The 22,650-nt window shown below is 69.6% G+C and carries 13 protein-coding genes and 2 pseudogenes; 6 read left to right on the top strand and 9 right to left on the bottom strand.

Features of this window, described 5'->3' with window-relative positions:
- Window positions 1–538: 538 nt before the first annotated feature.
- The 3 genes and pseudogenes from VFA06_RS26185 to VFA06_RS25195 all read left to right on the top strand — a co-directional run.
- Window positions 539–902, top strand: a pseudogene (locus tag VFA06_RS26185) (response regulator); the annotation flags it as partial.
- A 143-nt stretch (window positions 903–1,045) separates the two neighbouring features.
- Window positions 1,046–1,246 (top strand): annotated as a pseudogene (locus VFA06_RS26190) (response regulator transcription factor); the annotation flags it as partial.
- Between the two features lie 377 nt (window positions 1,247–1,623).
- Entirely contained in the window at window positions 1,624–2,877 is a 1,254-nt protein-coding gene (locus VFA06_RS25195) for an HRDC domain-containing protein (protein ID WP_324843202.1), read from the top strand.
- Between the two features lie 169 nt (window positions 2,878–3,046).
- Here VFA06_RS25195 and VFA06_RS25200 read toward each other — a convergent pair whose 3' ends face one another.
- Window positions 3,047–3,784 carry an alpha/beta hydrolase gene (locus VFA06_RS25200; protein WP_324843203.1) on the bottom strand — a complete coding sequence of 246 codons (738 nt, stop codon included), beginning with the start codon at window positions 3,782–3,784 and terminating at the stop codon, window positions 3,047–3,049.
- A gap of 491 nt (window positions 3,785–4,275) precedes the next feature.
- Here VFA06_RS25200 and VFA06_RS25205 point away from each other — a divergent pair, with 491 nt between their 5' ends.
- Together VFA06_RS25205 and VFA06_RS25210 are read left to right on the top strand one after the other, a co-directional pair.
- Entirely contained in the window at window positions 4,276–5,502 is a 1,227-nt protein-coding gene (locus tag VFA06_RS25205) for a thiolase family protein (protein WP_324843204.1), read from the top strand.
- Window positions 5,499–7,610 (top strand): 3-hydroxyacyl-CoA dehydrogenase NAD-binding domain-containing protein, encoded by a 2,112-nt coding sequence (locus VFA06_RS25210; RefSeq protein WP_324843205.1) that lies wholly within the window; start codon window positions 5,499–5,501, stop codon window positions 7,608–7,610. The genes VFA06_RS25205 and VFA06_RS25210 overlap by 4 nt, the downstream gene beginning before the upstream one ends.
- Window positions 7,611–7,711: 101 nt before the next feature.
- On the opposite strand, the gene VFA06_RS25215 is transcribed toward VFA06_RS25210, so the two are convergent.
- From VFA06_RS25215 to acnA, 8 genes are all read right to left on the bottom strand, one after another.
- Window positions 7,712–8,896 carry a hypothetical protein gene (locus VFA06_RS25215; RefSeq protein WP_324843206.1) on the bottom strand — a complete coding sequence of 395 codons (1,185 nt, stop codon included), beginning with the start codon at window positions 8,894–8,896 and terminating at the stop codon, window positions 7,712–7,714.
- 8 nt (window positions 8,897–8,904) lie between these two features.
- Complete coding sequence (locus VFA06_RS25220; protein WP_324843207.1) at window positions 8,905–10,449, bottom strand: NAD(P)/FAD-dependent oxidoreductase; 1,545 nt, start codon at window positions 10,447–10,449, stop codon at window positions 8,905–8,907.
- A gap of 118 nt (window positions 10,450–10,567) precedes the next feature.
- A complete protein-coding gene (gene dxs / locus VFA06_RS25225; RefSeq protein ID WP_414639959.1) occupies window positions 10,568–12,487 on the bottom strand; it encodes a 1-deoxy-D-xylulose-5-phosphate synthase in 1,920 nt (639 codons plus the stop codon).
- 256 nt (window positions 12,488–12,743) lie between these two features.
- Window positions 12,744–14,018 (bottom strand): ROK family protein, encoded by a 1,275-nt coding sequence (locus VFA06_RS25230; RefSeq protein ID WP_324843209.1) that lies wholly within the window; start codon window positions 14,016–14,018, stop codon window positions 12,744–12,746.
- 87 nt (window positions 14,019–14,105) lie between these two features.
- Window positions 14,106–15,389 carry a sugar ABC transporter permease gene (locus VFA06_RS25235; RefSeq protein ID WP_324843210.1) on the bottom strand — a complete coding sequence of 428 codons (1,284 nt, stop codon included), beginning with the start codon at window positions 15,387–15,389 and terminating at the stop codon, window positions 14,106–14,108.
- Window positions 15,386–16,156, bottom strand: coding sequence for an ATP-binding cassette domain-containing protein (locus VFA06_RS25240; protein WP_349260353.1), 771 nt, complete (start codon window positions 16,154–16,156; stop codon window positions 15,386–15,388). The genes VFA06_RS25235 and VFA06_RS25240 overlap by 4 nt, the downstream gene beginning before the upstream one ends.
- A 172-nt stretch (window positions 16,157–16,328) precedes the next feature.
- On the bottom strand, window positions 16,329–17,453 hold the full coding sequence (locus VFA06_RS25245) for a sugar ABC transporter substrate-binding protein (RefSeq protein ID WP_324843212.1): 1,125 nt from the start codon (window positions 17,451–17,453) through the stop codon (window positions 16,329–16,331).
- 1,320 nt (window positions 17,454–18,773) lie between these two features.
- On the bottom strand, window positions 18,774–21,488 hold the full coding sequence (acnA, locus tag VFA06_RS25250; RefSeq protein ID WP_324843213.1) for an aconitate hydratase AcnA: 2,715 nt from the start codon (window positions 21,486–21,488) through the stop codon (window positions 18,774–18,776).
- A gap of 251 nt (window positions 21,489–21,739) precedes the next feature.
- On the opposite strand from acnA, the gene VFA06_RS25255 reads away from it, so the two are divergent.
- Window positions 21,740–22,471 carry a hypothetical protein gene (locus VFA06_RS25255; RefSeq protein WP_324843214.1) on the top strand — a complete coding sequence of 244 codons (732 nt, stop codon included), beginning with the start codon at window positions 21,740–21,742 and terminating at the stop codon, window positions 22,469–22,471.
- Window positions 22,472–22,650 lie beyond the last annotated feature (179 nt).

Raw genomic sequence — 22,650 nt, forward strand, 5'->3', positions numbered from 1 at the left:
CGCCCAGCCGCGCGGCGCAGCCCCACGCGCCCCGCCGCGCCGGTAGCCCCCACCTCCCCCACCCTTGGCTCTCGCTCCGCACCTGCCGCCGAATGCCCGGATAAGCATGACTATGTCTTTATCGCCATGGTTCCGGATGAGTCACAACACTTTGGACGACGGAGGTCTATTCGTCCATGCAGGTGAATATCGAAACATGATTACCCGGATGCCTGAGTGGGTAGGTCTCGATTCCACCCTTTGTCGGGGCGGTGCGGCGCCTCACTGACACGTGGTCATCTCCGCTGGTCAGCTTGTGCCCGCTGAGCCGCCCAGGGGAAGGGGCCGCCCGGAGGGAGGGCAGCGGCGCCCCGCCGTCGCCCCCGTTCGGGTGGAAGCAGGGGGTGATTCCGGTATGAACCGGTCTTTTGTTAGGCCGACTCGGGTGGCCGTCACGCTAAAGGTCGCCACCCACATTGCCGATTCCTCCTCCGTAGAGCCCCATCCGGCCGCTCCTCCACCCTCTGCGGCCGATCCCCGTCCAACATCGGGAGGCCAGGTGTCGGTACTCGTCGATCACACTGCGAGCCTGCTGGCCTATCGGCCAGCTAAGCTCACCGCCATGGTCGTGGTCCACGACCTGCGGGTACGCACCTCGGTCACCCGACACCTGTGGGCGCTCGGCGTCCGCGACGTCGTCGAGGCCTCCACCATCGCGGAAGCCCGGACCAGGATGGCGACCCCGCGCGACATCGCCGTGGTGGACGTGCACCTGCCGGACGGACCCGGCCTCGCCCTGCTCGCCGAGATGCGTAACGCGGGCTGGAGCAGCGCGGTCGCCATTTCCACCGCCGACGACACGAACGCGGTGCGTGCGGCCCTGGCGTCCGGTGTGCGCGGCTACGTGGTGACCGGCGCTCGGGCGCTCCCGCAGGCGCGACCCGGCTTCGGCAGCGTGTCCGGAATGCCGCCGCATCTGCGCCAGCAGCGGCTCGCGGCGATGAGCGGCGCGGCCGGCACGGCGGCGGCACTGGCCGTCGGCGCCCTGCCGCCCACGATGAACGCCGGCTGCCGTGAGCTGTCCGCGCGCGAGATCGAGGTGCTGCGCCTGGTCGCGGATGGCCGCTCGAACAAGGCCATCGGCCAGACGATGGGCCTGTCCGCGCTGACCGTGAAGAGCCACCTCGCCCGCATCGCCCGCAAGCTCGGCACGGGCGACCGCGCCGGCATGGTCGCGGTGGCCATGCGAGGCGGCATCATCGCTTGATCGCTTGATCGCTTAGCGACGATCGACGATCGACAAACTGGCAGGGCATGGCCAGCCTGCCATGATCGCGACAGGCAAACCGGCAACGGAACGCCTGCACGCATCTTCGGTACGAGTCGCAGGAACTAGCAGTCGCGGTGGCGGCACGCTCGCGCTCGCGCTCGCAGCAGCGGTCGCTGCCTCAGACCGGCCGCGCGGATCGCGGTGGGCGCCATGTCCGGGCGCGTGGTGATCCACGCGCCCGGCGGCTTTTCGTCCCACTGCGCGCCGCCCGCCGCTCCCCTAAAGCAGCTTCTTCCCCCTGGCGCAACACGCGTTAGCGGATATGGCCAGGAATCAACCGTCTAAGCGGGCCGTCCGCGCGTTACCGTAAGGGCGTGACCGTTGACGCCCGCGAGCAGCCGCCGCTTAACCCCGAAGCCGTGCCCCTCCTCGTCCCGCGTGATGGCGTACCTGATGTCATCGCCGACGCTGAGGCGCTCGCGGCGGCGGTGGCGGCTTTTGCGGCGGGCACCGGACCGGTCGCGGTCGACGCCGAACGGGCTTCCGGTTATCGGTACAGCCAGCGCGCCTACCTCGTGCAGCTACGCCGCGAGGGCGCGGGCACGGTGCTGATCGATCCGATCGCCTGCCCCGACCTCTCCGCCTTGAGCGCCGTGCTCGCGAATACCGAGTGGGTCCTGCACGCTGCCGCGCAGGACTTGGCCTGTCTCCGCGAAGTGGGGCTGGCTCCGCCATACATCTTCGACACTGAGCTGGGCGGCCGGCTGGCAGGCTACGCGCGAGTCGGGCTCGGTCCGATGGTCGAGGAACTTCTGGGCTTCTCCTTGGAGAAGGGCCACTCCGCCGACGACTGGTCTACGCGCCCGCTTCCCGAGCCGTGGCTGCGTTACGCAGCGCTCGATGTCGAACTGCTGGTCGATCTGCGCAATGCGGTACATCGTGACCTCGACGCGCAGGGCAAACTGGCCTGGGCAGAACAAGAGTTCGCCGCGGTGTTGGCCGCTGCCCCGCACCCCCCGCGCGCGGAGCCATGGCGGCGTACGTCAGGCATCCACAAGGTCCGCAGGCCGCGCAATCTCGCGGTCGTTCGCGCGCTTTGGGAGCATCGCGACATGCTCGCGCGCCGGCGCGACATGACGCCGGGCCGAGTCCTGCCGGACAGCGCGATCATCGAGGCGGCGATCAGCCTCCCCGAGACGGTCCAGGCGTTGCGCGCGGTGCCCGGATTCTCTGGACGCACCCGATCGGCCGACGCGGTCAGCTATCACGCGGCGCTGCGTAATGCACTCACGCTGCCCGACTCACAGCTGCCCTCAGCGCAGCCCGCGCACGACGGCCCGCCACCCGCCAAGTCCTGGGAGCGCAGCGCGCCCGAGGCGGCGGCTCGGCTGGCAGCGGCGCGCCCGGCCGTAGCGGCGATCGCGGACGAGCATCTGATTCCGGTGGAAAACCTGCTCTCCCCCGACCTGCTGCGCCGACTGTGCTGGTCTCCGCCGGAAAGCCTCGACGACGCGACCATCGCCGAAACGCTGAGCGCAGGCGGCGCGCGGCCATGGCAGGTCGAGCTGACCGCACACGTAATCGGCTCCGCGCTGCGGCGCGAGGCGGGTCGGCCCCCGGCGCTCTAAGTACGCGTTCGCTCCGCCTCAACACGCCCGGCGCTTGCCTGTTAACGCCTGCGGCCGCCCTCCCATCCCAGCGCCGAGATCTCTCCTCGGTCAGCCGCGTCCCGGCCGGCAGCCCGGCAGTTTTGCCCGCTGCCGATATCCCCTGCTGCCGGCCGGGCGGCCCGGGTCCCTACCTCAGATGCCGCACGAAGAACCGGTCGCCGTCATCTCCCTCGAACTGCGGGACGCCGGTGTGTCCGCCCATATTGGCGTGCAGCGTCTTCTCTTTGGAGCCGAACGCGTCGAACAGCTCCAGGGCCGATTGCCGGTCGTTTCCCTCGTCGTCCCACTGGAGTAGGACCAGCAGCGGAATGGTGACCTGCTGGGCCTCCTCGAACGTGGCACGCGGCACGAAGCTCCCGGCGAAGAGAACGGCTGCCGCGATCCGCGGCTCGACCACCGCGAGCCGGACACCGATGGCGATCACGCCCCCCGCGTATCCGACCGGGCCGCCGATCTCAGGCAGCGAAAGCAGGGCGTCCACGGTCACCCGCCATTCGGGGACCGCCTTGTCGACCAGCGGGAGGATGAGCCGGTCGACGATGTCGTCACCGACCGGCTGCCCGGCCTGAATCGCGCGCCGCAGGTCGGCGCGGGCCTGCTCGGCCGAGGCCAACCGGGGCCGCTCGCCGCTGCCGGGCAGCTCGATGGTGGCCGCAGCGAAGCCTTGCGCCACGCAGCGCCGGGCCCGAGCCGCCAGCCGGGGGTACATCGTGTGTAGCCCACCGGGGTGGCCGAGCAAGACCAACGGGGACGGTGCGGATGCAGAGGCGGATCCGGGCGTCCACAGGAAGCCGGGGATCTCGCCGAGGGTGAATGCGCGCTCGAAGGCGCCGCCGTCGAGGCGCTGTTCAGAAGTGACTTGCATGGTCGTGCCCTTCGGGAGTGCTCGAACGGCGCTCCCGGACGACCTATCGCCCGACCGTGACCCCGCAGGGGAGCACCCATGTCGATACGTTCACGGGTACCACCTCCTCGGTCTCTCGCACGGCCTGCCGCAGGCTAGCAGTGCGCACGGCAATTCGCCACCGCATTTGGCGCGCGCAGCTGAGTGCCCCGGACAACGGCGGCCAAGGTGAGACGACCGCCCTCCTCGGAAAGAGGCGAGCCGTGGGCGTCGAGGCGGAGCGCACCGGAGCCCTGAGATAGCGCAGCGTCTAGCGCGAAGCGCCCACCCACTCCACAGGACCGCGAAAGCGCGGCTTGAGCGAGCAGGGCCAGGCTGGAATCCCCGGGTACCGCTTCTTGTTACTGACGGGTAGCATAGCCGCAGACCCAACGCCGGGCTTCGAGGTTCGACTCGGCCGGGGTCCCGGCCTGGCCGGAAGCCAACGAACGCGATGACTTCAGGAGTGCCCTGTGCCTCGTACCGCTCGCGACGTCGTCTTCGTCGACGGCGTCCGCACCCCGTTCGGCAAAGCAGGTCCCAAGGGCATCTACGCCGAGACCCGCGCCGATGACCTGATCATCAAATGTATCCGGGAGCTGGTGCGGCGCCATCCCGAACTGCCGCCGGAGCGGATCGACGAGGTCGCGATCGCGGCGACCACCCAGATCGGCGACCAGGGGCTGACCCTGGGGCGCACCGCCGCCCTGCTCGCCGGGCTGCCCAAGACCACCCCCGGCTATTCGATCGACCGGATGTGCGCCGGCGCGATGACCGCAGTGACCACGGTCGCCGGCGCCGTCTCCCTCGGCGCCGTGGACGTGGCGATCGCCGGCGGCGTGGAGCACATGGGGCGGCACCCGATGGGCGAGGGCGTGGACCCGAACCCGCGGTTCGTCTCCGAGAAGCTGGTCGACGAGTCCGCGCTGGTCATGGGCCAGACCGCGGAGAACCTGCACGACCGCTTCCCCGGCATCACCCGCGAGCGCGCCGACGCCTACGCGCTGAACTCGCAGCTGAAGGTCGCCAAGGCGTACGCCGACGGCAAGATCCAGCCGGACCTGGTGGCGGTGGCCACTCGCAACTCGCTCGAGTCGCAGACCCCGGGCGGCGGCGGTTGGGGGCTTGCCACCGAGGACGAGCCGCCGCGCCCCGACACGACGTTGGAGGGGCTGGCCGGGCTCAAGACCCCGTTCCGGGTGCGAGGCCGGGTGACCGCGGGGAACTCTGCGGGACTGAACGACGGCGCGACGGCGTCGATCATCGCCGCCGAGGAGGTGGCCCGGGAACTGGGGCTGCCGATCAGGATGCGGCTGGTCTCGTTCGCGTTCGCCGGGGTCGAGCCAGAGGTGATGGGCTACGGGCCGGTTCCGGCCACCGAGAAGGCGCTCGCGTCGGCCGGATTGACCATCGACCAGATCGGCCTGTTCGAGATCAACGAGGCCTTCGCCGTGCAGGTGCTGGCCTTCCTCGAGCACTACGGCATCGCCGACGACGACCCGCGGGTCAACCAGTACGGCGGCGCGATCGCGCTCGGCCACCCGCTGGCCTCCTCCGGGGTCCGCCTGATGACCCAGCTCGCCCGACAGTTCGAGGAGCACCCCGAGGTGCGCTACGGCCTGACCACGATGTGCATCGGCATCGGCATGGGCGGCACCGTGATCTGGGAGAACCCGCACTTCGAAGGAGCCGACAAGTGACGAGCGAGCTGGCACAGAAGGCAGCGGAGGCCTTCCCGGACGAGGTGGTCACCTCCGCCCCGGTCCGGGTCCTCGACCTGCCCAACGGCGCGGGCAGGTTCGCCCTGATCACGCTGGACAACGGCTTCGACCACACTAAGCCGACCACCTTCGGGCCGCGCGGCCTGATCAACATCAACGCGGCCCTCGACGAGGTCGCCCGGCTCGCCGAGGCGGGCGAGATCGTGGCCGCCGGCGTGACCGGCAAGCCGTTCATCTTCGCCGTCGGCGCCGACCTCAAGGGCGTCGAGGTCGTGACCGAGCGCGAGCAGGCTTACGCCATCGGCAAGTCGGGTCATGATGTGTTCCGGCGGTTCGGCGAGCTGTCCGTGCCCACGTTCGCGTTCATCAACGGCGCGGCCATGGGTGGCGGCGTGGAGATCGGACTGCACTGCACGTACCGCACGATCTCGGCGGGTGTACCGGCGTTCTCGCTGCCTGAGGTCTTCCTCGGCCTGATCCCCGGTTGGGGCGGTACGCAGCTGCTGCCGCGGCTGATCGGCCCGGACGCGGCCGTGACCGTGATCCTGGAGAACTCGCTCTCGCAGAACCGCCAGCTCAAGGGCGTGAAGGCATACGAGCTGGGCATCGCGGACGCGCTGTTCGAGCCGGCGGACTTCCTGGAGGAGTCGCTGGCGTGGGCGGCGAGCGTGCTGCGCGGCGAGATCGTGATCGAGCGCAAGACGTTCTCGGACGAGGAGTGGGACGCAGCGCTCGCGCGCGGTAAGCAGATCGCGGACTCCAAGGTGCACGGCGCGACCCCGGCGCCCTACCTGGCGCTGGACCTGATCGCCAAGGCGCGTACCGCGTCGCGCGACGAGGGCTTCGCCGCCGAGGACGAGGCGCTGACCGACCGGATCATGAGCGAGGAGCTGCGCAGCGGCATCTACGCGTTCAACCTGGTGCAGAAGCGGGCCAAGCGCCCGGCCGGCGCCCCGGACAAGTCGCTGGCCCGCCCGGTGACCAAGGTCGGCATCGTCGGCGCCGGGCTGATGGCCTCTCAGCTCGCGCTGCTGTTCGTGCAGCGGCTCGCGGTGCCGGTGGTCCTGACCGACATCGACCAGGAGCGGGTGGACAAGGGCGTCAAGTACGTCCACGAGCAGCTGGACTTCCAGGCGCTCAAGGGCCGCCTCAACGCCGACAAGCTCAACCGGCTCAAGGCGCTGGTCTCCGGCTCGCTGACCAAGGACGCTTTCGCGGACGCCGACTTCGTGATCGAGGCGGTGTTCGAGGAGCTCTCGGTCAAGCAGCAGGTCTTCGCCGAGGTCGAGGCCGTCGTGCGGCCGGACTGCGTGCTGGCGACGAACACCTCCTCGCTGTCGATCACGCAGATGGCGGCCAAGCTGGAGCACCCCGAGCGGGTGGTCGGCTTCCACTTCTTCAACCCGGTCGCGGTGCTGCCGCTGCTGGAGATCGTGCGCGCGGAGAAGACCGACGACGCCTCGCTGGCCACCGCCTTCGCCGTGGCCAAGCAGCTGAAGAAGTCCAGCGTGCTGGTCAAGGACGCCCCGGCGTTCGTGGTCAACCGGCTGCTGACCCGCTTCCTCGGCGTGGTCAACGAGGTGCTCGACGAGGGCACGCCGGTCGAGATCGCGGACAGCGCGCTGGAGCCGCTGGGCCTGCCGATGTCGCCGTTCGTGCTGATGGAGCTGGTCGGCCCGGCGGTCGCGCTGCACGTCTCGGAGACGCTGCACGGCGCGTTCCCGGACCGGTTCAGCGTGTCGGAGAACGTGCGCCGGCTGGTGGGCGCGGGCAAGAAGGCGTTCTACCTGCCCGGCACGACCACGCTGGACCCGGAGGTCGAGGCGCTGCTCCAGGTCGGGGACAAGCCCTCGACGGCCGAGGAGGTGCGCGACCGCGCGCTCTCGGCGATCGCCGAGGAGATCGACCTGATGCTCAAGGACGGCGTCGTGGCCGAGGCTCAGGACATCGACCTGTGCATGATCCTCGGCGCTGGCTGGCCCTTCCACCTCGGCGGTATCACGCCGTACCTGGATCGCACCGGGGTGTCCGAGAAGGTCACCGGGCGCAGGTTCCTGCCGCCGGGCTTGGCGTCGCTGCCGAGCTGATCCGGCGTTAGCTGAAGGAGCAGGGCCCCGGCCGGGATGAGGAGTCCGGCCGGGGCCCTGCTTCGCTTCGAGCGTCACCGCCTGGCGTCACCCGTCTGGCGTCAGGCGACCAGGAATCCCGCGAGCGCCGTGTGCGTCGTCCAGATCAGAAGTGCCACGCTCGCACTGAGCAGCACCGCCTCCTGCCACCAGCGCCGGAAGACCAGGGCGGCCGCGATCAGGATCGGAAAGAGGGCGCCGACGTAACGCGGCAGCGAGGTGAAGTTGTGTGACGTGATCGCGAGGCCGTACATCGGCAGCGTCCACAGCGCATACGACGCCGGCAGCTTGCGCGCGACGACCGGCAGCAGCACCGCCCCGAGCACGATCAGCAGCAGGCACATGTCCGCGACCTGGTGACCGTGGTAGCGGAACCGCGAGACGACATGGAACGCATGTACCGGGCTGTTGATCAGATGAGCGCGGTTCGCCTTGAGGGTCTGTTGGGTGAAGGGCAGCATCCAGGAGTGGAACCGCAGTCGTGAGTAGGCGAGGAAGCTGATCAGACCCGCGACCGGCGCGACGGTCGTCAGCAGTGCCTTCGCCGCGACGCGACCGCGCCAGCCTGCGGCGTGGGCCGAGCGCACGCCCTCGACGGCGCCCGGGATCGCCAGCAGCAGGCCGGTCGGGCGCGCGATGCCGCTCAGGAAGCCGAGCACGACCGCCGTCCACGTCCGCGACTTCCGGTCAGGGTACGCACGGATCGCAAGGAAGTAGCCCGCGGCCAGAACCCCGGCCAGCGGCTCGGTGTAGGCCATCACCAGCGCGTATCCGCCCGGAGCGAGCTGGGTCAGCCAGGCCGCGCGCCGGGCCGAGGCGCGATCCCCGGTCTCCCGTACGACGATTCGATGAACCAACGCGCCGAACACCAACGCGCCGGCCCAGCAGACCCCGAACAACGCGATGGTGACAGGCAGCCGGGTCACTGCGGTAACCGCCGCGGCCGTCATCGGCGTGAGCGGGAAGAAGTGGACGAACCCACCCTGCGGGTCGTACCCGTTCGCCGAGATGTACCGGTACCACGGCGTGTCCCACATGAAGAGCTTGGCGAGCGGGTGGTTCCTGCTCATGTGCCAAGAGATCAGGCACACGATCACGTGCCCGACCACCCACGCGGGCAACGTCGCCCACAACCCGTCAAGCAACCAGCGCAGCCGGCCCCGGCTGCCGCCCGCTCCCGCACCGTCGGCTGACCCACCGTCAGCCGGAGGCGCCGCGGGCGCCTCGAGATCCACCCCCTGACTCATGCGGATCCCTACGCCGAGACGGCCTCGTTCGGCAGCTGCTGCCCCTGGCGCGGCATCAGCGGCGCGTCACGCCCGGTCCCTGCGGGCGTCGAACGCTTGGTGCCGCCGTCGCCGCCCTCCTCGTGGTACTCCTCCTCGACGTTGACCGACCACACGTCGTGCGCCGAGCCGGTGCGGATGTTCTCCGCGGTCAGCAGCGCGGTCAGCATCGAGTGGTCCTGGTTGTTGTAGCGGTGCATGCCGTTGCGGCCGACCGGGTGCACGTTCGGCACGTTCGCGGCCAGCCACTCCCGGATGACGTCCAGGTTCTTCTGGTAGCGGTCGTCGTACACCGGGTACGCCTTCGGCATCCGCACGACGTATCCGGCCTCGACGTTGCCCGGTGCGATCAGGCCGAGCCGTTCGAGTTCGGCTGTGCCGAGCTTGACCAGCTCGTCGTCCGGGGCGCTCCACACCTCGTCGCCCTCGTTGACGAAGTACTCCAGGCCGAGGCAGGTGCGCCCGTCCTTGACCAGGAACGGCGACCACGAGCCGAAGTTCTGGATCCGCCCGACCTTCACGCCCGGGGTGTGGATGTAGATCCAGTTGTCGGGGAAGCCCGCCTCGAGCGGGACGACCAGCGCGATGGTCAGGAAGTCGCGGTAGCGCAGGTCGTCCGCCGCGGCCTGGACCGGGGCCGGCGCGGCCGGCTGCATCGAGCGGATCAGCGCCGAGATCGGCGTGGAGGAGACGACGTGGTCGGCCGGAACCTCGGTCGAAGTCCCGTCGGCACTGGCCACCGTGACCGAGACCGCGCCCTTGCCGGCCTCCCAGCGAACGTGCTCAACCGGCGCGTTCAGCTCCACCGAGCCGCCCTGCGCCCGCACCTTGTCCGTGGCGACCTGCCACATCATGCCGGGCCCGTACTTCGGGTACTGGAACTCCTCGATGAGGCTGGTGATCTCCTTCTGGTTGCGCTTGGGCAGCAGCGCGTTCTTGATCGCGCCCATCAGCGACAGGTTCTTGATCCGCTGCGCGGCCCAGTCCGCCGGCAACTCGGCGGTGCTCATGCCCCACACCTTCTCGGTGTAGGTCTTGAAGAAGATGGAGAACAGCCGCTTGCCGAAGCGGGCGGTGACCCAGGCGTCGAAGTGCGTCTGGTCCTTCGGCGGACGGACCCTCGCCCAGGCGTACGAGCCGATGCAGCGGGCCGCCTCGATCAACCCGAGCCCCTTGAGCGCGTTGCCGGCCTTGAGCGGGTAGTCGAACAGCTTGCCCCGGTAGTAGATCCGGGACATGCGCGGGCGCAGCAGGAAGTCCTCGTCCGGCAGGATCTCGTGCCAGAGCGCCTCGACCGCGGCCACCTTGGTGAAGAACCGGTGGCCGCCGATGTCGAAGCGCCAGCCGTCGCGCTCCACGGTCTGCGAGATGCCGCCGACGACGTCCGTCGATTCGTACACCCGGACCGGGTAGCCGTGCTTGCTCAGGTCGTAGGCCGCGGTGAGGCCGGCCGGACCGGCGCCGATGACTACGGTCGCGGGCCGGGCGTCAGTATTCGTACGAGTGGGATCCACGCGCTAATTCTTTCAGGAGGCTTTAAGGTAGCGCGGGAAACATCGCGTTACAGTGTGTCCCCGTGCTGTAACGAATTCGAGCCGGACGAAAGAATAGCGTCGACCTCCCGGCCCGCGGTCAGCTTAGCGCCGCGCGCGCCGCGGCGGCGACGCCCTGCGCGCTCAGCCCGATCCGCTCCAGGATCGCGGCGCGTTTGCCGTGGTCGAGGAACTCTTGCGGAATGCCGAGCACCCGCACCGGCCGGGTCACCCCTGAATCTTGCAGCGCCTGGCTGATCGCGGCGCCGACGCCGCCGACCCGGCCGTTGTCCTCCACCGTCACCACGGCGCGGTGGCCGCGGGCCAGTTCGACCAGCACCGGATTGACCGGCTTGACCCACCGCGGGTCCACGACCGTCGCCTCGATGCCCTCCGCGGCCAGCAGTTCCGCCGCCTGGAGCCCCTGCACGGCCATCGGGCCGGCAGTCACGATCAGGACGTCGGGGTTGGCGGGCGCCCGCAGCAGGTCCACGCCGTCGACCCGGTCGACCGCCTCGATCTCCGGCCCCACGGCGCCCTTGGAGTAGCGCACCACGGTCGGGCCGTCGTGCACGTCCACGGCCTCGCGCAGCTGGGCGCGTACCTGGGCGGCGTCGCGCGGGGCGGCGATGCGCAGGCCGGGGACCACCTGGAGGATCGACATGTCCCACATGCCGTTGTGGCTGGCGCCGTCGTCGCCGGTGATGCCGGCGCGGTCGAGCACGAAGGTCACGGCGGCGCGGTGCAGCGCGCAGTCCATCAGCACCTGGTCGAAGCAGCGGTTCAGGAAGGTCGCGTACACGGCGACGACCGGGTGCAGGCCACCGAAGGCGAGGCCGGCCGCGGAGGTCGCGGCGTGCTGCTCGGCGATGCCGACGTCGTAGATGCGGTCGGGGTAGGCCTTGGCGAACTTGTGCAGCCCGACCGGGATCATCATGGCGGCGGTGATGCCGACCACGTCGGAGCGCTCGTTGCCGATCTTGACCATCTCGTCGGCGAAGGCGTCGGTCCAGCTCGGCCCGGCGATCTGGAACGGCAGCCCGGTCTCCGGGTTGATCACGCCGATGCCGTGGAAGTGGTCGGCCTCGTCGTCGAGGGCCGGCTGGTAGCCCTCGCCCTTGCGGGTGATGCAGTGCACGATGACCGGGCCGCGGAAGCCCTTGGCCCGGCGCAGCGCCGCCTCGACCGCGGTCACGTCGTGCCCGTCGATCGGGCCGATGTACTTCAGGCCGAGGTCCTCGAACATGCCCTGCGGGGCGACGATGTCCTTGATGCCCTTCTTCATCCCGTGCAGGGTGTCGTAGATGGCCGCCCCGACGACCGGGGTGCGGCTGAGCGTTCCCTTGCCCCAGGACAGGAACTTCTCGTAGCCCTGCGTCGCGCGCAGCGTCGAGAGGTGCTCGGCCAGGCCGCCGATCGTGGGCGCGTAGGAGCGCTCGTTGTCGTTGACCACGATGACGACGGGACGGTCCTTGGCGCAGGCGATGTTGTTGAGCGCCTCCCAGGCCATGCCGCCGGTCAGCGCGCCGTCGCCGATGACCGCGACGACCCGCCGGTCGGTCTGCCCGCGCACCTGGTAGGCCTTGGCGATGCCGTCGGCGTAGGAGAGGGCCGTGGAGGCGTGCGAGTTCTCCACCACGTCGTGCTCGGACTCGGTGCGGGAGGGGTAGCCGGAGATGCCGCCCTCCTGCTTGAGCTTGGAGAAGTCGTGCCGGCCGGTGATGATCTTGTGCACGTAGGACTGGTGCCCGGTATCCCAGATGATCGTGTCGCGGGGCGAGTCGAAGACCCGGTGCAGCGCCAGCGAGAGCTCGACCACGCCGAGGTTGGGGCCGAGGTGGCCGCCGGTCCTGGTCACGCTCTCGATGAGGAAGTCGCGGATCTCCCGGGCGAGGCGCACCAGCTCCTCGCGGCCGAGCCGGTCCAGGTCCCGCGGCCCGTGCACGGTGCTGAGAAGGGATCCAACGCTCGAAGCTGACGCACTCTCTGACGCGTTCTCGGCGCTCGAACTGCCCGGCAGCGACACGGGTTCCTCCTTGGTGGCTCGACGGTTCCCCGAGTGTGGCGAAGCCCGGAGTCAATGGTCCCCTGTCCGGACCTTGAGCGCTCGCGCGCCGAAGATCCGATGGGACGAGGGTCCGAGTCTAATCGCCGAGCGGTCGCGGACCGGGGTAGATCATCCGGCCCTCCACACGATCTTCACCGTCCTGAGGTGACCTTCGCCACCATCCGGCGGCGGTGCGAGGAGCCCGCGAAGTATGTGCGCCTCGGGCGCTTCACCAAGCGTCGGCGGGTGGCGTGGCGGCGGCCGCGAGCAACGGCGCGAGGGCGCCGGGCGGGTCGCTCAGCAGCGGGCCGAAGGCGCGTTCGGCGGCGCCGACCAGCGTCGAGTCCGGGCCGAGGCCGGGGGCGACGAGCCGCACCTGCTCGCGCGGGGCGACCAGGCCCGAAGTGCGCAGCGTGGTGCGAAGCTGCTGCTCGACGGCCGGGAGGATGTCGCGCAGCAGGCCTCCGAAGACGACCACCTCGGGATTGAAGATGTTCACCAGGTTGCCGACGCCGATGCCGAGCCATTCCCCCACATGACGGATGGCGGCCGCGGCGCGCGGGTCGCCTCCGGCCGCCGCGGCCACCACCGCGGGCACCGTGGATCGGGGGCCGTCCGGGTGTCCCGCCGCGTCGAGGATGGCCTTCTCGCCGATCTCGGTCTCCCAGCAGCCGCGCGCCCCGCAGCGGCACAGCCGCCCGGCCGGGTTCACCACCATGTGACCGAGCTCACCGCCGTAACCGCCGGCGCCGCGCAACGGCTGGCCGCCGACGATGATCCCGGCGCCGACGCCGACCTCACCGGTCAGGTACACCGCGTCGGTCGCTCCGGCCGCGGCTCCGCGCACGTGCTCGGCGAGCGCGCCGAGGTCCGCGTCGTTGCCGACCGCCACCGGGGCGTGGATGCCGTGCTGGGAGAGCACGGAGGAAAGGGTCTCGCCGAGCGGGGCGTCCACCCAGCCGAGGTTGGGGGCGAAGCGGACGAGCCCATCGGCGTCGCGCACCACGCCGGCGATCGCCGCGCCGATCCCGACGCACACGGCGTCGGACGCGGCGCGGCTGAGCATCTCGCCGGTGAACCGGCCCAGGTGCGCGGCCACGTCGTCGAGGGCGTAGTCGCCGCGCGGCCGGTACAGCTCGCGCCGGTCCAGCACGGCTCCGCCGAGCCCGACGCGCGCCGCGATCAGGTAGTCGACGCCGATGTCGAAGGCGAGCACGTACACCCGCTCCGAGCGCGGCACGACGACGAGGGACGGTCGCCCGGCCCCCGCGCCGGCCCCGCGCGCGGGGAGTTCCTCGCGCACGAGACCGGCGTTGGTCAGGTCGGCGGTAAGCGCGCCGATCGTCGACCGGTTGAGCTGCATCGCGGCGGTCAGTTCCGCGCGCGAGGTGGGTCCGTGCACGTGCACGTACCGCAGCAGGGTGGACACGTTGTGACGGCGCACCTCGTCCTGGGTGGCTCCGGCCGCGCCCGCTGCCATGGCCGAGTTGCGGCGTTCAGACAAGGCAGTGCCTCTCAGAGCTCTGAGCAGTCATCACCGTTCGTCTCCCGTCCGACGCGTGCCACCCTGCCTGCGGAGTAGTGCCTGCGCCTAACTCGTCGTGCGGCCCGCGTGCCGCGAGAGCGCGTCGACCGCGGCCGCCAGCAGCAGCACGATGCCGGTGATGATGAACTGATAGGCGGAGGCGTTGCCCCCCTTGATCAGGTCGCTCATGCCGTACTGCAGGATCGCCAGCGCCAGGCCGCCGAGCACCGCGTCGACCACCCGGCCGCGCCCGCCCATCAGCGAGGTGCCGCCGATGACCGCGGCCGCGACCGCCAGCAGCAGGACGTTGCCGCCGCCCTCCTGGGTGTTCACTCCGTTCAGCTGCGAGGCGAGGAAGAGCCCGGAGAAACCGGCCATCGTCGAGCAGATGACGAACACCGAGGTGCGGATCAGCCGGACCGGGATACCGGCACGGCGGGCGGCCTCGTCGTTGCCGCCGACCGCGTAGACGTGCCGGCCGTAGCGGGTCTTGCTCAGCGCGAAGGTCAGGATGACCAGCATCACCGCGATGATCGGCGCCACCCACGGGACGCCGCGGATGTGGATGCCCTCGCGCTTCTGCCAGTCCAGCGCCTCGTCCACGTTGCAGAAGTAGACGAAGATCGCGCCGCCGATCGCGAGCGCGGCGATGCGCAGCGCGAGCACGCTGGTCGGCTCGTTGGCCAGGCCCTGCTTGCGCCGGCTGGCCACCTGGACGAACTTCACGGCGGCATATCCGACCACCGCGATGACCAGGTACACCCAGCCGAGGACCGGGGAGATGCGGCCGTTGTCCAGCAGCAGCAGGGTCTTGTCGGTGATGGAGACCTGGCCGGAGCTGCTGCCGATCACCAGGATCTGCGCCCCCTGGAACGAGATGAACGCGGCCAGGGTGACCACGAACGAGGGGATGCCGATGCGGGCGCGCAGGGTGCCGAGCAGGGTGCCGGCGATCGCGCCGAACGCCGCGGCGCCGAGGATGGCGATCGGCCAGGCGATGCCGTGCTTGACCGAGAGGATCGCGCCGAAGGCCGCGGCGGTCGAGCCGACGACACCGGCGGACAGGTCGATCTCGCCGAGCAGCAGCACGAACACCAGGCCCATGGCCAGGGTGATGGTCGGCGCCGACTCCTGCAGGATCGAGACGAAGCTGGAGAGGGTCAGGAAGCCGGGCTGGGCGATCGAGAAGATCACGATCAGCAGCACGATACCGATCACGGCGGGCAGCGAGCCGATCTCGCCGCTGCGCACCCGGGACCGGTAGTTGTTGAAGGTCTCGCCGAGCGTGCGCGGCACCGCGGCGGTGACGGTGGGGGCCGCGTCGGCGCGGCTGTCGATCAGCTCGCTCATGCGGCCGCTCCGTTCGAGCTAAGCGTGGTGGTCAGCGGCAGGCCGAGGTTGCCCGAGCGACCGGCCGTGATCAGCTCCACGATCTGGGTGTGCGTCACCTCGGAGCGCTTGACCAGGGCGGCCATCTGGCCGAGGTAGAGCGCCGCGATGCGGTCGGAGACCTGCAGGACGTCGTTCATGTTGTGCGAGATGAGGATGACCGCGAGGCCCTGGTCGGCCAGGTTGCGCACCAGGCGCAGCACCTCCGCGGTCTGCGCGACGCCGAGTGCGGCGGTCGGCTCGTCGAGGATGACGACCTTGGAGTTCCACAGCACGGCCTTGGCGATGGCCACGGTCTGCCGCTGGCCGCCGGAGAGGCTGGCGACCTTCTGCCGCACGGACTTGACCGTGCGCACCGAGAGCGAGGCGAGGGTCTCGCCGGCCGCCCGCTCCATGGAGGGCTCGTCGAGGGTGCGCGCTCCGGTGACCCGCTCGCGGCCGAGGAACATGTTCTGCACGATGTCGAGGTTGTCGCACAGCGCGAGGTCCTGGTACACGATCTCGATGCCCAGCTCCGCGGCGTCGCGCGGACCGTGCACCTTGACGTGCCTGCCCTCGAACAGGTACTCCCCCTCGTCGATGGAGTAAGTGCCACCGATGCACTTGACCAGGGTGGACTTGCCCGCCCCGTTGTCGCCGACCAGCGCCGTCACTTCGCCGAGGTGGGCTTCGAAGTCCACCCCTTTGAGCACACTGACGGGGCCGAACGACTTGTTGATCCCGCGCATGCGCAGGATCGGCTCGTTCTCGCTCACCTCGACCTCTTCTCCTGGACCCGCCTCGATATGGCGAAACTGTGACAACGCGATACCACCGGGGACGCCTCCGTACAAGCCAAGCCCCCGGTTCCGCGCGACGGCCCAGCTGGGACCGCCGCGCGAAACCGGGTGATTCCGGGACTTACTGGGCCGTGATGCCGGCCGCGGTGCACTTGGCGACGTAGGCCGCGGTGCAGACGTCCTTGTACGGCGTGTAGTTGTCCTTGATCGGCTGGTCGACGTTCTGCTTGGTGATGGTGATCGGGGTGGCCAGCAGCGACTTGATCGGCTGGTTGTTGCTCGGGTCGGTCACCGTCGCGAAGCTCTCGGTCGGCGTGGTGCCCGCGGCCAGCTCGGCGGCCAGGTCAACGGCCGGGACGGCCTCCTGGGTCGACGGCTTGTACTCCGTGAACGCCTGGTCGCCGTCCAGGATGTGCTGCAGGCCGCCCGCGGTGGCGTCCTGGCCGGAGACGATCACCTTGCCGTTGATGCCCAGGTTCTTCAGGTCCGCGATGACCGCGTTGGCCATGCCGTCGTTGGCGACCATGACCACGTTGATGCCGTGGTCGGCGTTGTACATCGAGGTGAAGGTGGTGCCGGCGGTGGTGTTGTCCCAGTTGGCGATGGCCTGCTCGGCGGACTTCTTCCAGGTGCCGGCCGAGATCAGCGGGTTGAGGACCGACATGTAGCCCTGGTTGAACAGGGTGGCGTTGTTGTCGGTCGGGGCGCCGTCGAGGATCGCCACGTCCGGCTTCGCGATGTTGGCGGCCTTGACCGCCGCGACCAGCGCGTTGCCCTGGTTCTTGCCGACCTGGACGTTGTCGAAGGACACGTAGTAGTCGGCGTTGGAGCCGGGCACCAGACGGTCGTAGTCGATGACCTTGACGCCCGCGTCGTGGGCTTCCTTGGTGACCGCGAGGCCGGTGGTCGGGTCAGTCTGGGTGAGCAGCAGGACCTGCACGTGCTCGGTCTTGATCATCTGGTCGGCGATCGACTTCTCCTGCTGGTCGCTGCCCTGCGCGTTCTGGATGTCGCAGTCCAGGTTCTTCTTCGCGCACTCGGCGCTCAGGGCCGGGCGGTCCGCGCCCTCCCAGCGGGCGGAGGTCGCGGTCTCAGGCAGGATGATGCCGATCTTCGGCTTGGCCCCACCGTTGTTGGAGCTGCCCGAAGAAGAAGAGCTCGGCGAGGAGGAGCTGGAACACGCCGCGACACCGAGCGCCAGAGCAGCGGCGCCGACGGTGGCGGTGAGGACGGCCTTACGCATCATCGCGTCTTGGTCCTTTCTCAGTGCCGGCCCGGTGGCAACCAGTGCCCGGCGGCTCGGCGTTCATGGAATGTTGTGACCGGCAACGTATTCGGTCAGCCCCTGGTTGGGAAGGGGTCTGACCGGTCATTTTGTTGAACGGTGTAACGATTGGGAAACGCGTTTCGCTGCCGAAGGATACACACCAGACCTCGAAATCCGACATATCGGACGAGGTCTAGACCAATGTGTCGCGCCGGGTGATCGTGGTACGGCGCGCGACGTGCTACGGCACACGCCCGGGACACCTTCCGGCAACAATTCGAACGACTGTCGAATCAGGGACTCGGCAGAGCTCTGAGGCCCTTCCATACGTTGCCGAATCGAGACCAGAGGCCCTACCGGGCCGGTTCTCGTTACCGCGCCGCAATCCGATCGCCATCGGGCCGGTACCGCGCTGAGCTTGGCAAGAACCGCTTTAGCGCTACCAAGTCGCGAGCGGAAAGAAGTCCGCGCGGCCGACTCGGCGGGCGGCTCGGGAGATTGCGGAGGCTCGTCCGGCCGAGCGGGGCTCGGGCGCGCGCCGCCGGCGTGTTCGACTGAGGCGGTTTCTGCGCGCAGCTCGCGCCGCGCGGGATCGCAGGATTCGTTGTCGCAGCGCCTCGCGCCGCGGATCCGGTGGGCGCGCGGGGCATCCGTTGAGCAGGTTTCCGCTCGATTGAGGCCGGATCTGCCCAGGCTGACCGCATACTCGGGGGGTTGGAGCCAGGATTGGTGCAGGAGGCAACAATATCCGGAGAGGTCGGACGCTTGCGGCGACTGCGACCAGAAAGCCGAATTGCCGTGACACTGTGGACACAGTCTGGTTCACGGGCTTGTGCGGTAGATAGAGCCATCCGGGCGCTTCTGCGCCGCTGCGGCGACCGCAGGGCGGGGAGAGCCGCGCGCCGACTGCGGGAAGGGATTCCCCGGCGCGGCCGGAGGGCAGTAGCTCCGGGTGGGTATCCGCGCCGGGGACGCTTGGATCGCGACGACACGGCCGGGGGCGGGATTGTGTCCCGCGCCCCGGCCGGTCTACGCCCTTGCCTGTAGCGGGCGCCGCTTCACACCAGTCGCGGGCTGGCAGCCGAGCGACGGGTGTACGAATAAGCGTTCTCATAAGAACGGTCTGGGCCGAGAGTGAAATTACCCACCCGTAGCCACCCCGGGATAGCGGGAAAACCCTCGTTATCCCCTAGGCCCTGGTTGGCCTGGGGTACAGCGTGCGGAAGCCCGCGCCCGACGACTGCGGGCGCGGGCTTCCGCGCTGTGCTCGCTACCCGATTGCTCGGATGTGACTTAGCCTCACGCCTTGATCAGGTTGCGCAGTACGTACTGCATGATTCCGCCGTTTCGGTAGTAGTCGGCCTCTCCGGGGGTGTCGATGCGCACCACCGCGTCGAACTCCTTGTCCCCGGCCTTGACCTTCACCGTGCGCGGCGTCGTGCCGTCGTTCAGCGCGGTGATGCCGGTGATGGAGAACTCCTCCTCGCCGGTCAGGCCCAGCGACGCGGCGTTCTGGCCGGCCGGGAACTGCAGCGGCAGCACGCCCATGCCGATCAGGTTCGAGCGGTGGATGCGCTCGTAGGACTCGGCGATGACCGCCTTGACGCCCAGCAGCGCGGTGCCCTTGGCGGCCCAGTCCCGCGAGGAGCCGGAGCCGTACTCCTTGCCGGCCAGCACGACCAGCGGCACGCCGGCCTCCTGGTAGGCCACGGAGGCGTCGTAGATGGTGGTCTGCTCGCCGGTCAGCAGGTTTTTGGTGAAGCCGCCCTCGACCCCGTCCAGCAGCTGGTTGCGCAGCCGGATGTTGGCGAAAGTGCCGCGGATCATCACCTCGTGGTTGCCGCGCCGCGAGCCGTAGGAGTTGAAGTCGCGCCGCTCGACCCCGTGCTCGGCCAGGTACCTGCCGGCCGGGGAGTCGGCCTTGATCGAGCCGGCCGGGGAGATGTGGTCGGTGGTCACCGAGTCGCCCAGCTTGGCCAGCACCCGGGCGCCGGTGATGTCCTCGACCGGGGCCGGGGCCGGCGGCATGCCCTCGAAGTACGGAGGCTTGCGCACGTAGGTCGAGTCCGCGTCCCACTCGAAGATGTTGCCGGTCGGGGTGGGCAGCGACTGCCAGCGCTCGTCCCCGGCGAACACGTCGGAGTAGTCGTGCGCGAACATCTCGGCCGAGATCGCCGAGCCGATGACCTCCTGCACCTCGCCCGGGGCGGGCCAGATGTCCTTGAGGTACACCGGGTTGCCGTCCTGGTCGGCGCCCAGCGCGTCGTGCTCGAAGTCGAAGTCCATGGTCCCGGCGATGGCGTAGGCGATCACCAGCGGCGGCGAGGCCAGGTAGTTCATCTTCACGTCGGGGTTGATCCGGCCCTCGAAGTTGCGGTTGCCGGAGAGCACCGAGACCGCGGCCAGGTCGGCCGCGTTGACCGCCTCGGAGATGTGCTCGGGCAGCGGGCCGGAGTTGCCGATGCAGGTGGTGCAGCCGTAGCCGACCAGGTTGAAGCCGAGCTTGTCGAGGTACGGGGTCAGGCCGGCCCGCTCGTAGTAGTCGGTGACCACCTTCGAGCCGGGGGCGAGGGTCGTCTTCACCCATGGCTTGACGTGCAGGCCTTTCTCGACGGCCTTCTTGGCCAGCAGCGCCGCGCCGAGCATGACCGAGGGGTTCGAGGTGTTGGTGCACGAGGTGATGGCGGCGATGACGACCGAGCCGTGGTCGATCTCGAACTGCGCTCCGTCGGGCGCGGTCACCGGGGTCGGCTTCGAGATCCCGTTGCGCACGGCCGGGGCGTCGGAGGCCGGGAAGGACTCGATGCCGGACTCGTCGGCGTCCTTGACGTAGTCGCGCACGGCGGTGCGGAACCGGGACTTGGCCTCGGCCAGGATGACCCGGTCCTGCGGGCGCTTCGGCCCGGCGATCGAGGGGACGACCGTGGACAGGTCCAGCTCGACGTACTCGGAGTACTTCGGCTCACTCGCCGGGTCGTGCCACAGGCCCTGCTCCTTGGCGTACGCCTCGACCAGCGCGAGCTGCTCGGGGGTGCGTCCGGTGAGCCGCAGGTAGTCCACGGTCTCCTGGTCGATCGGGAAGATCGCGCAGGTGGAGCCGAACTCGGGGCTCATGTTGCCGATGGTGGCCCGGTTGGCCAGCGGGACCGCGGTGACGCCCTCGCCGTAGAACTCGACGAACTTGCCGACCACGCCGTGCTTGCGCAGGATCTCGGTGATGGTGAGCACCAGGTCGGTGGCGGTGGCCCCGGCCGGAAGCTCGCCGGTCAGCTTGAAGCCGACGACGCGCGGGATGAGCATCGAGACCGGCTGGCCGAGCAGCGCCGCCTCGGCCTCGATGCCGCCGACGCCCCAGCCGAGCACGCCCAGGCCGTTGACCATGGTGGTGTGCGAGTCGGTGCCGACCACGGTGTCCGGGTAGGCCTGACCGTTTCGGCTCATCACGACCCGGGCCAGGTGCTCGATGTTGACCTGGTGCACGATGCCGGTGCCGGGCGGTACCACCTTGAACTCGTCGAAGGCGGTCTGGCCCCAGCGCAGGAAGCGGTAGCGCTCCTGGTTGCGCTCGTACTCGATGTCCACGTTCTTGGTGAACGCGTCCGGGGTGCCGAAGACGTCGGCGATGACCGAGTGGTCGATCACCAGCTCGGCCGGGGCCAGCGGGTTGACCTTCGCCGGGTCGCCGCCCAGGGCCACCACGGCCTCGCGCATGGTGGCCAGGTCCACGACGCAGGGCACGCCGGTGAAGTCCTGCATGATCACCCGCGCCGGGGTGAACTGGATCTCGGTGTCCGGCTCCGCGTTCGGATCCCAGCCCGCCAGGGCGCGGATGTGGTCGGCGGTGATGTTCGCCCCGTCCTCGGTGCGCAGCAGGTTCTCCAGCAGCACCTTGAGCGAGTAGGGCAGGTTTTCCGCGCCGGGCACCGCGTCGAGCCGGAAGATCTCGTAGGACGCGTCGCCGACGCCGAGCTGCGCGCGGGCGCCGAAGCTGTTGGTCGCGCTGCTTGCTGACATCGCGGGGACTCCGTTCGCTGACCGTTGTTCGCCGGCCGTGGGTGCTGGCCGCTGCTTGAGTGATTATCTCGACGTCAAGATACCTCATCTTAGCCGTAGTACTTAGGCCTGGTTCAAGTCGGACTCCGCAACGGTGAGTTAACACAGTCTGTGCGAACATCACGTTGTCGACTGGTACACGGTTCCGCTCACCAGCCAGGCGACTAGTGTGCTGATCAGACCGTCCGACCGACCGTGGAGGGTACCCGCCCGTGAGCTTCGCCAGCACTCTGGCCCGCGACTTCCCGGCCGCCATCCCGGCCAACCAGTTCGTCAATTCGACCCAGGACCGGCTGCGTGAGCACGGCGTGCACCGCGGCGCGGCGCTGCCGTTGATCGCGACCTGCCGCGACGAGCTCGCCTTCGCCCTGACCGCCGAGCTGCAGCGCGCGTGGGGCCCGGCCTTCAACATGGCCGGCCTGGCCGGGCTGCTGACTTTGGGCCGGACGGGTGTGGCCGCGGCGCGCGGACACGCCCCGCTGGTGGACGGCCGCCGCACCTTCGTCCTGTTCGGACTCACCCATGTGGGCGTGGACGAGGCGGGGATTATCGGCAACGTCGAACGGCCCGGCGTGCCCGGGCCGTCGAGCACCTGCGGCGCGCTGATGGCTCTGCACGACGAGCTGCGCGGCGGCGACGTGCACACCTCCGACTACCCGTACCTCGACAAGGCCGACCCCGAGCAGTCCCGGCTGCGCGAACGCATCGCGCCGCTGGTCGAGGACAGCGAGAAGGTCGATCTGCTTTCGATCATCCGGATCGCCAGGGATCTGATTGGACTGGACGCCGACGAGGCGATCAAGGTGCTGCGGGACGACCCGATCCCAGCCGATGTCGCGGTCTTCACCGGAATCCACATCCACGGGCCGCGTGGCGCGGAGTACGTGGACGTCGGCCGCAGTCTCCTCGACCGGGACGGGCAGATCATCGAACTGTCGCTGTAAACCGCCAGTGCTGTGACACGCCGGTAATGGGCAAGGCGCGAGGGAAGCAAGCGTCCGCGCATAGCGCCGCGCGGCTTTCCTCGTGCCCGCGCGAATTCGCCTCACGCGTGCCGTCGAATCGGCGGGAGGCGCCGGGTTATCCGCGCTCTGAATCGCCCGGCCCGGTATCACCGGATAAA

Source organism: Actinocrinis sp., from assembly GCF_035653575.1.
Lineage (GTDB): Bacteria > Actinomycetota > Actinomycetes > Streptomycetales > Catenulisporaceae > Actinocrinis.